The 14,056-nt window shown below is 37.4% G+C and carries 13 protein-coding genes; 2 read left to right on the top strand and 11 right to left on the bottom strand.

The genetic code is table 11. The features are described 5' to 3' along the window. From rfbD to A7A78_RS08850, 7 genes are all read right to left on the bottom strand, one after another. Positions 1 to 855 carry a dTDP-4-dehydrorhamnose reductase gene (rfbD, locus tag A7A78_RS08880; RefSeq protein WP_068762103.1) on the bottom strand — a complete coding sequence of 285 codons (855 nt, stop codon included), beginning with the start codon at positions 853 to 855 and terminating at the stop codon, positions 1 to 3. Continuing rightward, positions 852 to 1,397 (bottom strand): dTDP-4-dehydrorhamnose 3,5-epimerase, encoded by a 546-nt coding sequence (gene rfbC, locus A7A78_RS08875; protein ID WP_068762102.1) that lies wholly within the window; start codon positions 1,395 to 1,397, stop codon positions 852 to 854. The genes rfbD and rfbC overlap by 4 nt, the downstream gene beginning before the upstream one ends. Positions 1,398 to 1,399: 2 nt before the next feature. Continuing rightward, the gene (gene rfbA, locus A7A78_RS08870; RefSeq protein WP_068762101.1) at positions 1,400 to 2,257 is read right to left on the bottom strand and encodes a glucose-1-phosphate thymidylyltransferase RfbA; all 858 of its coding nucleotides are present in this window, start codon (positions 2,255 to 2,257) and stop codon (positions 1,400 to 1,402) included. 67 nt (positions 2,258 to 2,324) lie between these two features. Next, entirely contained in the window at positions 2,325 to 3,335 is a 1,011-nt protein-coding gene (gene rfbB / locus A7A78_RS08865) for a dTDP-glucose 4,6-dehydratase (RefSeq protein WP_068762100.1), read from the bottom strand. Positions 3,336 to 3,337: 2 nt separating this feature from the next. After that, positions 3,338 to 5,038: a DUF6909 family protein gene (locus tag A7A78_RS08860; RefSeq protein WP_068762099.1), complete on the bottom strand. Its 1,701-nt coding sequence runs from the start codon at positions 5,036 to 5,038 to the stop codon at positions 3,338 to 3,340. 17 nt (positions 5,039 to 5,055) lie between these two features. After that, the gene (locus A7A78_RS08855; RefSeq protein ID WP_068762098.1) at positions 5,056 to 6,558 is read right to left on the bottom strand and encodes a GH3 auxin-responsive promoter family protein; all 1,503 of its coding nucleotides are present in this window, start codon (positions 6,556 to 6,558) and stop codon (positions 5,056 to 5,058) included. Positions 6,559 to 6,564: 6 nt separating this feature from the next. Then, positions 6,565 to 7,428, bottom strand: coding sequence for a M23 family metallopeptidase (locus tag A7A78_RS08850; RefSeq protein ID WP_068762097.1), 864 nt, complete (start codon positions 7,426 to 7,428; stop codon positions 6,565 to 6,567). 119 nt (positions 7,429 to 7,547) lie between these two features. On the opposite strand from A7A78_RS08850, the gene tatA reads away from it, so the two are divergent. Further along, positions 7,548 to 7,739: a twin-arginine translocase TatA/TatE family subunit gene (tatA, locus tag A7A78_RS08845; RefSeq protein ID WP_068762096.1), complete on the top strand. Its 192-nt coding sequence runs from the start codon at positions 7,548 to 7,550 to the stop codon at positions 7,737 to 7,739. An 81-nt stretch (positions 7,740 to 7,820) separates the two neighbouring features. Here tatA and A7A78_RS08840 read toward each other — a convergent pair whose 3' ends face one another. From A7A78_RS08840 to A7A78_RS08830, 3 genes are all read right to left on the bottom strand, one after another. Next, the gene (locus A7A78_RS08840) at positions 7,821 to 8,798 is read right to left on the bottom strand and encodes a DUF4837 family protein (protein WP_068762095.1); all 978 of its coding nucleotides are present in this window, start codon (positions 8,796 to 8,798) and stop codon (positions 7,821 to 7,823) included. 22 nt (positions 8,799 to 8,820) lie between these two features. Further along, positions 8,821 to 10,395 (bottom strand): lytic transglycosylase domain-containing protein, encoded by a 1,575-nt coding sequence (locus A7A78_RS08835; RefSeq protein WP_068762094.1) that lies wholly within the window; start codon positions 10,393 to 10,395, stop codon positions 8,821 to 8,823. Positions 10,396 to 10,583: 188 nt separating this feature from the next. After that, on the bottom strand, positions 10,584 to 11,771 hold the full coding sequence (locus A7A78_RS08830; protein ID WP_068762093.1) for a phosphoglycerate kinase: 1,188 nt from the start codon (positions 11,769 to 11,771) through the stop codon (positions 10,584 to 10,586). Positions 11,772 to 11,900: 129 nt separating this feature from the next. On the opposite strand from A7A78_RS08830, the gene A7A78_RS08825 reads away from it, so the two are divergent. Further along, the gene (locus A7A78_RS08825; protein WP_068762092.1) at positions 11,901 to 13,055 is read left to right on the top strand and encodes a DNA polymerase III subunit; all 1,155 of its coding nucleotides are present in this window, start codon (positions 11,901 to 11,903) and stop codon (positions 13,053 to 13,055) included. A 142-nt stretch (positions 13,056 to 13,197) separates the two neighbouring features. Here A7A78_RS08825 and A7A78_RS08820 read toward each other — a convergent pair whose 3' ends face one another. Beyond that, positions 13,198 to 14,043: a class I SAM-dependent methyltransferase gene (locus tag A7A78_RS08820; RefSeq protein WP_094746097.1), complete on the bottom strand. Its 846-nt coding sequence runs from the start codon at positions 14,041 to 14,043 to the stop codon at positions 13,198 to 13,200. Between the last annotated feature and the right edge of the window lie 13 nt (positions 14,044 to 14,056).

Below are 14,056 nucleotides of genomic sequence, written 5' to 3'. Positions count from 1 at the left end.
TTATAAATATTGGTTGAACAAGTTTTGCACACCTTTTCTCCAGTCAATTAAGGGTTGCTTAAAAATAATTAAATACTTTTTATTGTTTAAAACACTGTACGCTGGCCGTGCGGCAAAAGTACGGTAATGGTTGGTTTTTGCAAGTTTTGTATCTTTTAATTTTTCAGTTTGCTGAAGTATCTCCTCTGCAAATCCAAACCATGTGGTTTCACCCCCGTTACTATAGTGGTAAATGCCGTAATCTGTTGAATCTTGCGCAATTACCTGCAATAGCGCTTTAGCCAAATCATTTGCATTTGTGGGTGTTCCCGTTTGTTCGGTTGTAATTGTAAGGGGTTTTTCCGCTTCAGCGTATTTTAAAATGGTTTTCACAAAATTATGCCCGTATTGCGAATAGAGCCACGAAGTGCGAAAGATGAAGAATTTATCACAGATTTCCTGAATGTATTGCTCTCCTTTCAGCTTTGAAGCCCCATAAACATTGATGGGGTTTGTAGCATCTGTTTCCAAATAGGGTGCTTGTTTTTTTCCGTCAAAAACATAATCTGTAGAAATATGAAGCATAACAACATCATTTTCTTTACAGGAAACTGCAACCTTCTTTACGGCTTCGGCATTAATGGCAAAAGCTTTTTCAGGTTCACTTTCCGCATTTTCAACGTTGGTGTATGCTGCAGTATTGATGCAATGTGTAAAGGAATTTTTGCTGAAGAAATCTAGAAGCAAGTCCGAATTTTCTATATCGAGTTCTTCCTTTGAAACGAAGACAAATTCAAGGTCGGGAAAACTGGCAGCTGCATCTTTTATGCATCTTCCCAATTGTCCGTTTGCGCCTGTTACCAGTATTTTTTTCATGAAACCGCTTCCTCAAAACCGGGAAGTTCCAAATCTTTTGCTGAAATAATAAATTCTTCCTTCGGAAGATGCCAATCCAACGCTAAGGTTGCGTCATTATAGATGATTCCGCTTTCCGAAGCTTTATCGTAGTAGTTATCACATTTATAAGAAAAAATGGATTGTTCCGAAAGTGTAATAAAACCGTGCGCAAACCCGCGAGGGACAAATAGTTGCAGATGTTCCACATCATCCAAAATAACGGAAAATGATTTTCCGAAGGTTTCTGAATTTTTTCGAATATCTACAACAATGTCCAATACTGTTCCTTTTACAACGCGAACCAACTTAGCCTGCGCCATTTTTCCGTTTTGAAAATGAAGTCCGCGCAGCACGCCTTTTGAAGAAACCGACTGGTTGTCCTGAACAAAATCAATATCTAAACCCGTGGTTTTTTCAAAAACTTTTTGATTGTAAGTTTCATAAAATATTCCGCGTTCGTCCCTAAAAACGTTCGGTTTCAGAATAAAACAATCTTTTAATGGGGTGTTTTGTAGTTCCAAATCTAATCTAGTTGAAGTAAATGTTTTCCGTAACCGCTTTTAAGTAAAGGCTCTGCCAAAGCTATTAATTGTTCCTTTGAAATAAAGCCCATTTCATAAGCCGCTTCTTCAATGGCGCCAATTTTTAAGCCTTGCCGTTCTTCAATAACCTCAACGAATTGGGCAGCTTGCATCAACGACGCGAACGTTCCGGTATCCAGCCAAGCGGTGCCTTTATCCAGTATGCTGACGCTCAGTTTCCCCTTTTTTAAATATTCGTTATTGACATCGGTTATTTCCAGTTCGCCACGGGGACTCGGTTTTATATTGGCAGCAATTTCCACTACACTATTGTCATAAAAATAGATTCCCGGAACGGCGTAATTTGATTTTGGATTTTCAGGTTTTTCTTCAATAGAAAGGGCTTTTCCGTTTTTGTCGAATTCCACAACGCCATATCTTTCGGGGTCTAAAACGTGATACGCATAGATAACGCCGCCATCTGGATTATTGTTTGATTGCAAAAGTTCTTTCAAGCCAGAGCCGTAAAAAATATTGTCGCCCAGTATCAATGCAACTTTATCATTTCCGATAAAATCCTTTCCAATTATGAAAGCTTCAGCAAGGCCGTTTGGGTTTGCTTGTTCAGCATATTGAAAATTACAACCCAGTTTTTTGCCATCCCCCAAAAGTTGTTTGAAAAGTGGAAGATCCTGAGGTGTAGAAATAATCAAAATATCCCGAATACCTGCAATCATTAGTGTTGACAGCGGATAATAAATCATCGGTTTGTCATACACCGGCATCAACTGCTTGCTCACAGCCAGTGTGATTGGATGCAAACGCGTACCCGAACCTCCTGCTAAAATTATTCCTTTCATTTGTGTTTATTTTGCCACGAATTCACGAATACTTTTTTACAATTATTCGTGAATTCGAGGTTTTAAATTACAATCTATCTCTATTTTTCAAATACCAAGCAATCGTTTTCCGAATGCCTGTCTCAAAATTTTCTTTCGCCTTCCAGCCAAGTTCATTTTCTATTTTTGAAGCGTCAATGGCGTATCTAAAATCGTGGCCTGGACGGTCTTTTACAAAAGTTATTTGTTCTTTATACGGCGAATTCTTCGGAAGCATCTCATCCAACAATTCACAGATAACATTTGCAATATAAAGGTTTTCGCGTTCGTTACGACCGCCAATGTTATAGGTTTCACCAAGTTTTCCATTTTCCAAAGCCAAATAAATTCCGCTGCAATGATCCATTACATAAAGCCAATCGCGCACATTTTTTCCATCGCCATAAATCGGGATAGGTTCGCCTGAAATTGCTTTGCGAATAATTGTAGGAATCAATTTTTCCTTATGCTGATTGGGACCGTAATTGTTGGAGCAGTTTGTAGTTACAACTGGCAAACCGTAGGTGTGAAAATAGCTACGAACAATAAAATCTGACGACGCTTTTGAAGCGCTATAAGGGCTATTGGGAGCATAGGACGTTTCTTCCGTAAAAAGACCCGTTTCACCCAAAGTACCATAAACCTCATCGGTAGAAATATGCAGAAAACGCGCATTTTTAAATTCTTCTTTCAAATCGTTCGGGCAGTTCATCCAGGTTTTATAGGAGTTTTGAAGCAAATTGAATGTTCCTACAATATTTGTTTGAATAAATTCCGAAGGTCCCGAAATGGAATTGTCCACGTGGCTTTCCGCAGCGAAGTGGACTACTTTTTGAAATTTATGTTTTTCGAATAAATTCTGAATGAATTCGGTATCACAAATATCTCCTTTTATGAAGGTGATTTTATGTGAAACAGCTTCCAAATTTTTCAAATTTCCGGCATAGGTTAGTTTGTCCAGCACGAAAATTTCGTCTTCTGAATTTTTAAGGACGTATTCCACATAATTGGAACCTATAAATCCTGCGCCTCCTGTAATCAGTACTTTATCGTTTTTCAAAATTAATTTTTAGTAGTGTCTAAAATCTGTTTTAACATCTTTTCGGTAATTAAATAGGTGGGTTTTACCCCAGTTGTACCTAAGCCTCCCGAAGCCAAAGTGCTTCCAGTTTCCAATGGATTATCTGAGGCGTAATAAGCATATCGAACCTTCACTTTTGGACTAATGCTTCGCCTAATTTTTGAAGCAGCCTGAATTGCTTTTTGATAATGTGCGCCTTCCATTTCAAGCCCAATGACATTCCACGTAGAATTGTGAAAAAACTTCAGCACATCCCTATTTTGAAGCGAGGTTCCCAATACCGAAATCATTGTTCCGGTACAAACTTTTACATTATCGTCCTTAAAAAGTGATTTTTCAAGTTTATTCTTAAAAGGATAATTATCTGCTGTTCCTTCAAAAACGTGGGCTGACGGAATCATGATATCGCCCTTTCCACCTTCCAAAATTCCTGCTTTTCCCATGATGGAAACTGAAACCACATTTAAAAAATGGCGTACCTTAGTAGCATCCACAAACGGCTTCAAAAGCTCATCCATGGTTTCGTAAGCTTGTTCGCCAAATGCATAATCCATCACAATAATAACGGGCTTTTTTGAATCTTCAAAATCCTTTAATCCTTCGGTATAAAGATTCTGTTTTATTTTGGCGGTATCAATTAGCTGAACGTCTATATTGGTCCCACTTTGGTCCTCAATAAAAATCATTCCTTCCGCCAAAGCCGTTTTGTTTACTTTTTCGCGCAATTTTAAATTTGCCGGAATGCTCAAAGCTTCAAAAACCTCCATTGGTTTATTCTTTGAAAATTCCGAAGCCAAAGCTTTTGGGGCATACAGACTGTTCATCACACTGTGCATATTGGCACTGATAATATGTAACGGACGCTCCAGTAAACCTTTATGCTGCAAGGTCTGCTTTATATTATAAGCCCATTGTTCGCCGTGAATATGGTGCCCTAAGCTTTCGCGCAATACCGGACTGAAAGTGATGATGCGTTTGTTATCTTCAATAACCTCCTCTATCGCAATTTTGCCTAAAAAATAAATAATATTGAAGAATCTATTCTCGTTCTTTTCGCTTGCAAAAAAGGGATATACGCTTTTAACTTCTTCAAAAGTTCTTCCGAGAAAATTAGCTGTGTGGGTAAGGGTTATTTCTTTTTCTTCCTGTGACAGTTTGCCTTTTTTCAGCACTGCCTGTTCCAGCTTTTTCCAATCGCGGATTACTTCTCCGTTCTCATTAATGAGCACTTGCTTCATAATTTTGTGCGACTCAATGAAAAGAAAGGTAAGATGCGTTAGGATATCATAGATTTCCGAACGGCCACGGGTAATTTCAATATTCATCTGTTCCGAATCTATTCGGTAACAGTTTCTACGGCGTTTAAGCGGAATTATAGCTTCAAAATGTGAATTTTTATAGCCTTCATCACTCGTTAAATTGATAAACCTGCATTCCTCAATTCCGTAAGGCAGACGGTCCATAACATACAATAAGCCCTGCAACTCAATTTTGTCTTCTTTTATAGAGCCATAAATCTCTGGCCGAAGTGTTAATAATGACTCGCGAAGCGTCTCTCCGGAAATGCCCATAGGCTTGTAAAACCCACGGTTAAAAAGATGGCGCATGGTAATGTATAATCTTTCAATAGCTTGTGTGCTTTCCTGCGCGCGGGTACGTGTATGTGATCTTTGTTTATTCATTGGGTGCAAAGATAACACTAATTTTGGGGCTGAATTTGTATTAATGCAACTGCAATTTTACGGTCGTTTGAAAGGCGTGGCACTTTATTTTGACCGCCAAGTTTGCCTTCAGATTTCATAAATTCCTGAAAACTGTCTTTTTTAAGCGAAGTAATTTTTAAGGGCTGAAGCACTTTTCCTTCAATTAAATCGAAATAATATGAATTTTGTTGTTGCATTTCTAAATCGAGAAATTCAGCTATTTTTTGAAGGTTTTCGGGTGAGTTATCAAACTCAACAAGCCATTCGTGATAGGGAAGATTTTCTTCGGAAGGCGTAATTTGCGGTGCCACGGTAAATTCGGTAATCGAAAAATTGAATTTTGAAATGGCTTTGTTCATCGCTTCTTCCACTTCTTTCCCAATCACATGTTCTCCAAAGGCCGAAATAAAATGTTTTATGCGTCCCGATACAATAACACGATAGGGTTTTGTTGAAGTGAACTGAACGGTATCTCCCAAATTATACGCCCAAAGGCCTGCGTTTGTTGAAATTATCATTACATAATTCACGCCTATTTCAACTTCGCCAATGGTCAATCGCTTTGGATTTTTGTCAAAAAAAGTAGTTGCTTCAACAAATTCATAGAAAATTCCAGAATTCAACAGTAATAGCATTCCCTTTTCCTTTTGACTATCCTGAAAGGCGAAAAAGCCTTCACTGGCGGGAAACAGCTCGATGCTATCAACTTTTCTTCCTATTAAATTTTCAAATTTGGCACGATAAGGTTCAAAGTTTACGCCGCCGTAAATGAAGAGGTTGAAGTTTTTGAAAAGGTCGCCAACCTTTTTTCCACTGCTTTTTTGGAGTCTTTCAAAATACATCTGCACCCACGAGGGAATACCGCTGATAACGGACATATTTTCGTTTTTGGTTTCCTCAACAATTGCATCTACTTTGGTTTCCCAATCTTCGATGCAGTTTGTTTCCCAACTAGGCAAACGATTTTTTTGAAGATATGCGGGGACGTAATGTGCCACGATGCCCGAAAGCCGACCTACTTTGATTCCGTTCTTTTCCTGCATTTCTGGGCTTCCTTGGAGGAAGATCATTTTTCCGTCAACAAAATCTGCTTTTCCTGTTTCTTTTATATAACACAAAATTGCATTTCGCGCGGCTTCAATGTGATGCGGCATGGATTCCTTGGTAAGCGGAATATATTTTGCGCCCGAGGTTGTACCGGAGGTTTTTGCAAAATAGAGCGGTTTTCCAGGCCAAAGAATATTTTCTTCGCCTGAGACCACACGCTCAACGTAAGGTTTCAATTCTTCATAATCGCGAATTGGGACCTTTGCGGCGAAATCCTCAAAAGAAGTTATATTTTCAAAATCATGGTCTTTTCCTAAGACGGTGTTTTTCGCTTCGGAAATCAATTTTTCAAAAACCTTTTGCTGCGTTTCAACAGGATTTGTGGCCCATTTCTGTATTCGATTGAAAACAATTTTTGCAAATATTTTTGCTCCGAGAGATTTTAAGGACATAGGCTATTAATCAAAATCTATGAAACTTGTAGGGTTCACCGGAAAACCATCGCGCCACAATTCAAAATGTAAATGTGGGCCAGTGGTAAGTTCGCCTGTATTGCCAACTGTTCCAATCACTTCGCCTGCTTTAACAACTTCGCCCTGTTCTTTGGTAAGCATTGCGTTATGCTTGTATACAGAAATAAGATTGTTGTCGTGCTTCAAAATAATTACGTAGCCGGTTGCTGCAGTCCATTCGGCAAAAATAACCGTACCATCTGCTACAGCTTTCACCGGCGCATCTTTAACAGTTACCACATCTACGGCATAATGTTTCTTTTGTGAATCATAGCCTTCGGAAATTGATCCTTTTACGGGCGCAAACAATGCATATTGCTGCGCTTGTGGTGCAATTAGTGGATTGTATTTATCCTCTTTTGCAACAGCTTCACGAAGCAAGGAATCTTTTCTCGAGGTTCTGATTAAAACAGATGGGTCCGTCTTCGCTACTTCAATGATGGAATCTTTGTTGAAATCTACCGTTTTAACGTCGCCTGTAAGCACTTTTTTGATGGAGGCGAGGTATGCTTCATTTACATCGAGAATTTTCTGTAATGAGTCTGTTTGATAGGCTAAACGTGTTGCTTTCTTTTTTAAGGTGGTGGAAGAATATCCGGGAATATATTCCCTTAACGGCGTGAAAGCAATAATAAAGGTAGTTGCGAGAATTAGAAACAGTGCGAAAAGCGTACTGAACACAAATACATTCAACCGATTCAACTTAAATGAAAAACGTTCCTCAAAGGTTTCTTCATTAAGTATTACTAGCCTGTATTTGTGCAATAGCTTCCTTTTGAAGCGTTTGGCGCCTTTTTCTTTCTTTGTCATACTTCGCGATAGCTTTTTACAAATATAAAATAAACTCTAGCCCCACACGCTAAAGTTATTCCCAAAACGTTGTATCTAAACATTTCTTGTTACCTTTGCTTAATTAAATTTTGAAAATCATGAGTGCATTGTTTATTCCTTTAGGTGTTGTTGGCCCTTGGCAAATTATATTGATTGTTGTTATTGTGTTGCTATTGTTCGGCGGAAAAAAGATTCCAGAACTTATGCGAGGTTTGGGTAGTGGCCTTAAAGAATTTAAGGATGCTTCCAAAGACGATTCAACAGACAAAAAAATTGACGATAACAAATAGTTTTCGTTTTATTAATATTTAAAAAAAAGACCCTTTCAGTCAAATTTGAAAGGGTCTTTTTTTATTATGTTTTTAAATGGTCTATTCTATTTTAGCCGAAGCTATGATAGATTCCAACTCAAACTGAAGGTTTCTTTTGGAAGCAGAGGGAGCATACGTAAATCCTTCCAATATTAAATAGCGATTGTTTTTTTCATCCCTAATTGCATAATTAACAAAAGGACCGCCCATCCAAGCATCCTTTACTTCCCATGTACCTTTGGTTTCATAGGCAAATTTTCCATCAATCTTGGTCTTAAAAAGATATGGTGCATAAGCATCCTCAGTAATAAACTGTCCCTCGTCTTCTACGGGTAATAACCTACTGCCGATGGAGTCTCTAATTTTTATAATATCGCCAACAGCGGTACTATCATTTTGAATCATTGTTAAGGGCACTTGATATACAAGAATATTGGTGGTGCCGTCCTTTAAGTCTTTCCGCAGCCAGAAAAAACTGTCTGTAGCTTTTGCGATTCTGTATGCACTTGGAATTTTTAAACTCACCCCCATAACATTTTTCAGAGAATCAATTTTCATTAATGAAATTGAAGTTCTGCGCTGTCTTTCCTTTATTTCGGAAGCGTGGAAAGCTTCAATTATTTTAGCAGAATTTTTATTGATAAGCTCAACCAGTTTTTCTTCGGAAGTTGCTTTTATAACGCCTCCAACCTGTGGTTTGGCATATTCGTTTGTGGCAATGGTGGCTTTATCTTCGTCGCTAAGTACAACATATAGAAAAAGTCGATTGCTTCTCGCAAAACCAGTAAATTGCTCGGGGGGCATCTGGTTCATGGAATACAAAGGTTCGTCCTGAGGAAGACCGTCTGTGGGAGCTGCAAAATTGTTTCGGATTGCTTCGCCCACTATGCCTGTCCATAAATCATTGGGGGTTACTATTTGAAGGACATTAATATTTCCTACAGATTCCGGGAGTAATGATTTGTCTTTTTGTCCGCCTTCATTGCAGGAAGTGAAAGCAATGAAAATCGAAAACAATACAATATTAAATAGTCTCATTAAAAAGGATGTTTTTTGGGAACTATCCTTTGTATATTTTTAGTTTAGTTCCAGGCTTTATGTTACTACCACTAATATCGTTCCAATTTTTGATATTCTGCACTGAAACACCAGGAAATTTTTGTGAAATACTCCATAATGAATCCCCATTACGCACTGTATAAGTTTTTTCAGAAGAATTTGATGAATTGTTTTGTGCAACGGGTTTATTACTGGCAATATCCTGAGAACTCTTTTTGGGATAAATAATCAAGTTTTGGCCCACCTTCACCGTATTGCTTCGCATACCGTTCCAATTCTTTATTTGGCTAACACCCACGCCGTATCTATCTGCAATTCTTCCCAAATAATCACCTCTTTTAACTCGATAGCGAATTTTTTCAGGCTGTTCAAATAATTCGGGTGCAGGCTTTTCAGCTTCTTGCCGTTCTTCTTGCGCAAAGGTATAGATAGCTTCTTCATTGTTAACAAAAGCCCCAACGGCTGTAAGTGGAAGACGCAACATATAGTTTTCATCCTTTATTACAGGAATAATCCCAAGCTTGTATGATGGATTTAAAAATTCAAGCTCTTCTTTATCCAAATTGGTAAGTTTTGCTATTTGATCCAAAGTGATTTGCTGCTTCACTCTAATTGTGTCTGTGGCAACATATGGTATTCTTGGACCTTGCTTTTTAAAACCGTGTTCCTGGGCATATTCAAAAATGTACATGGTCGCCAAAAATGCAGGAACATAGCCTGCGGTTTCACGTGGAAGATAATCCCGAAGGTTCCAATAATTTGTTTTTCCACCTGAACGACGGATAGCTTTTGAAACATTTCCGGGACCGGAATTATAGGCTGCAAGCGCCAAATCCCAATCATTAAAACTATTATTTAAGCTTTTTAGGTATTTACAGGCTGCTTCAGTAGCCATAATTGGATCAGACCGTTCATCAACATAAGAGCTTACATCCAAACCGAACATTTTTCCGGTTGGATACATAAATTGCCAAAGTCCAGTAGCGCCAACCCTTGATTGCGCACGTGGATTCAATGCCGATTCAATTACTGCTAAATATTTTAATTCCAGAGGAAGATTGTTTTTGTCAAGCTCCTGTTCAAACATTGGGAAATAATATTCGCTCAAGCCCATCAAACGCTCTAATGTACCTCTTCTGTTTTTAAGATATTGTTTAATTACGCTCTCCAAAGATGGATTATATTCAACTTTAAAAGGGGTGCGGGCATCCAGTTCTTTAAGACGCTGTTTTAAAACTTCGGTTGGAAGTTCATCATAATCAACAGCTTCATATTCTTGGTTTGCTACACTGCTATAGATATCTTCAAATAGATCAGACTTGTATAATTCCTTTAACCAAAGACTGTCCTTTTTTCTGGCCAAGGCCATGTCTTTTAAATCAAATATGGTAGTATCTTTTATAGAAGTGGCAATAACTGTAGAGGGCAGTTCTTCGGCAATTTTTGAAACTTTTATGGAGTCAACAACCTGTACCTTTTTGGTGTTAAGTTTTTTGCTATTCTTTTTGCCTTGTTGGGCAAAACCCATACTGAAGACCAACAACAGTGCAAGGGGGAGGATTTTGTTTAGTTTCATCAGTTTGTTTATTGCAATTTGGGGATTAGGGCAAATTCGCCTGATTAATACTTTAATTATAGAGGGACGACAGTTAAATTTCCTAAAAACTCAAACGTCTTTTTAAATAAAAAATTTTATCAAAAATAAAGATTTCGCGAAAATACGCAAATTTTTACCTCAAAGGCTTATGTTACTGATATTTAACATTATTTCAACAAGGCTTGGATGCCGGGCAGCGTTTTTCCCTCAAGCATTTCCAACATTGCTCCGCCACCTGTGGAAACGTAACTTACTTTATTTGTGAGGTTAAATTTATGAACCGCTGCTACGGAATCACCACCGCCTACTAACGAAAATGCTCCGTTTTGGGTTGCTTTGGCAATATTTTGCCCCAAAGTTTTGGTGCCTTCAGCAAACTTGTCCATTTCAAAAACGCCCACGGGCCCATTCCACAAAATAGTCTTTGATGCGGCTAAAACCTCTTCAAAAATCTTGTTTGTTTCAGGACCTACATCAAGCCCCATCCAGCCATCGGGAATTGTATTTACCGCTGAAACCTGAGTGTTTGCAGTTTCTGAAAAACTATCGGCAATCACTGCATCAACAGGCAAATGGACCGAAACGTTTTTCTTTTTTGCTTCTTTCAATATTTCTAGCGCCAATTCCTGTTTATCGTCTTCAACCAGGGAACTTCCTATTTTTCCGTCTTGCGCTTTTATAAATGTGAAAGCCATTCCTCCGCCAATAATCAAGTGATCAATTTTGTCGAGAATGTTCTCTATAATGGTAATTTTTGAAGAAACTTTTGCGCCGCCAATAATTGCCGTCACAGGTTTCTCGCTAGTTTCCAAAACTTTTTTAACGCTTTCCACTTCGGAAGCGAGCAATAACCCGAAACATTTATCCTCAGGAAAAAAGTCTGCAATAATGGCAGTGGAAGCATGTGCACGGTGTGCGGTACCAAAGGCGTCATTCACATAAACATCTCCAAATTTTGACAATTTCTCAGCAAAATCACGATCCCCTTTTGTTTCCTCTTCGTAATAACGTAGATTTTCTAATAAAAGAATTTCACCTGACTTTAAGTTTGAAACAGCTTCAGCAACCTTTGGCCCAATACAGTCATCCACAAATTTCACCTGCATCCCAAGAACATCAGATAACGATTTAATGATATGCCGCAAAGAAAATTCATCTTCCCTATTTTTAGGCCTTCCAAGGTGAGACATTAAAATACAGCTGCCACCGTCTTCCAAAATTTTTAAAATAGTTGGCTTGGCTGCACGGATTCGGGTGTCGTCAGTTACATTAAAATTATCATCAAGCGGAACATTGAAATCTACGCGAATCAATGCTTTTTTCTCTTTAAAATCTATATCGTTTACGGTTTTCATCTACAATAATTTTATCCGACAAATATAGCTTTTTTGGTTTTTAATACCGTATTCCTTCATTATTCAAAAACCAATTAAGGTGTTTAATTTTCCAAAGAGAATAAATAGCAAAAATGTGTAGATTTGCGAATGGATTTTTCAGAAATAATTGGGCACCAACATATAAAATCACATCTTTTAAAATCTATTGAAAACGGCCGTGTTCCGCACGCTCAGCTGTTTTCTGGTGTTAATGGAAGTGGTTTATTACCGTTGGCAATTGCCTATGCTTCCGAATTGTTGTGCAACCAATATGAAAAAGGAAGCCCTTATTATATTTCGTGTAAAAACAAAGTTTCAAAATTGATCCACCCAGATTTGCACTTCGTTTATCCTGTAAACACGAGTGATGATGTAAAAAAAAATGCGGTTTCGGATAATTATGCCGAAGGATGGCGAAATTTTGTTTTGAACAATCCATATGCTTCCCTTTTTGAATGGTTGCAAAGTCTTGGCATTGAAAAAAAACAGGGAAATATTAGCAAATTTGAAGCTGAAAATATTTCGAAAAAGCTTTCCCTCAAAGCATTTGAAGGCGGTTACAAAGTGATGATTATTTGGATGGCTGACAATATGAACGGCGAATGCGCCAATAAAATCCTTAAATTGATTGAGGAGCCTTCAGATAAAACCGTTCTTCTATTATTGACTGAAAAAGAACAACAAATTATTACCACTATCCGTTCGCGTTGCCAGAAGTTGACAATACCGCTTCTTTCAGAAACTGACATTGCTGATAATTTGGTTAAAAACCATCAAATAAAAGAATCCTTAGCTTTTAAAACCGCAAGAAGATCGCGAGGTGATTATAACAAAGCCCTTCAATTATTAGAAGAAACCGGGGAAGATGAAATTTTTGAAAAATGGTTTATCAGTTGGGTGCGAACTGCTTTTAGGGCAAAAGGGAATAAAGCTGCAATAAACAATTTATTGGATTGGAGCGATGAACTTGCCGGGCAGGGAAGAGAAACGCAAAAAAAATTTCTTTTCTATTGTATTGAGGTTTTTAGACAAGCACTTTTAAAAAATTACAACGCAGATACTCTTTTATTTTTTGAAGCAAAAGATGAATCCTTCTCGCTTCCAAAATTTGCACCTTTCGTCCATCAAAATAATATTTTTGAAATCAACTCCGCTTTAGAAGATGCTTCCTATCACATTGAGCGAAATGGAAATGCCAAAATAATTTTTACGGATCTTTCCATAAAATTAACTCGACTAATTCACAAACCAGAATTAGTATAATCAATTTTTATAGTTTATAGATTAAAATAGAAAGAGGCTATTTTAAAATGGTCTTTTTAATGTGTTTTCCCATATAATTTTAAAACAGCCAGGGCAATGCTTCATTTTTAGTGCTAAACGCCTTAAACGCGCTAAAATTCGCTTATTTTACTTTTCTGAAGCAGTAAATATGTGAAGAATATTCTTTTGTACGTTTTGCTTTCAAATTAGATTTTAAACCTATACAAAGAGCTTTTAGGGAAAATTTGTTTCCTGTTTTATATTTCTCAGAAAGTAAACTCACGTAAAAAGAATCAAAAATCATTGGTTCAACTTTTTCAAGTTCAAAATTTTCAGCAAAAAGATTTTTAATTGATTCTTTTGAAAAATGCCAAAGGTGTCGAGGCACATCAAAAGCTGCCCAAAATTTTCCGTAATGGTTGGCGTCAAAACTTTTGAAATTTGGTACCGCAATTATTAAAGTCCCATTTGGTTTTACCATTGCGGATAATTTTAAAATTGTTTCTTCCAAATTTGGTATGTGCTCTAAAACATGCCAGAGTGTAACAACATCAAAATGCTTTCCTTCAAAATCATTTAATAAAGGTTTTAATTCAATCCCTTTTTCCAAAGCTAATTTTGATGCATTTTTATTTGGCTCCGTTCCTTGAACTTGCCACCCTTTTTCTTTTGCAATTCTTAAAAAATCGCCAGTTCCGGCTCCAATATCGAGCAAAGTACCAACGCCATTATTTTGATCAAAAATCAGTTTAGCTTTTTTTTGAAGAGACCATTTTTTTACCAGTTGATATAATTTTGAAAACAAACCACGCTTTTCATCGGTATGCGAAATGTATTCTTGGCTTTCATAATATTTAGAGAGTTCTTCCACATTTGGTTGTGGAAAGGTTTTTAGAAAGTCAAATTCTGAATCATAAATTAATTCAAATGATTCACCAGAAACCAAGAAATCCTTGGTAGATAAATATATTTTTTCTTCGTTTTGCAATTCGAACTTATAA

The organism is Aequorivita soesokkakensis, from assembly GCF_001641085.1.
Taxonomy (GTDB): Bacteria; Bacteroidota; Bacteroidia; order Flavobacteriales; family Flavobacteriaceae; genus Aequorivita; species Aequorivita soesokkakensis.
This window is presented reverse-complemented; position numbering and strand designations above follow the sequence as displayed.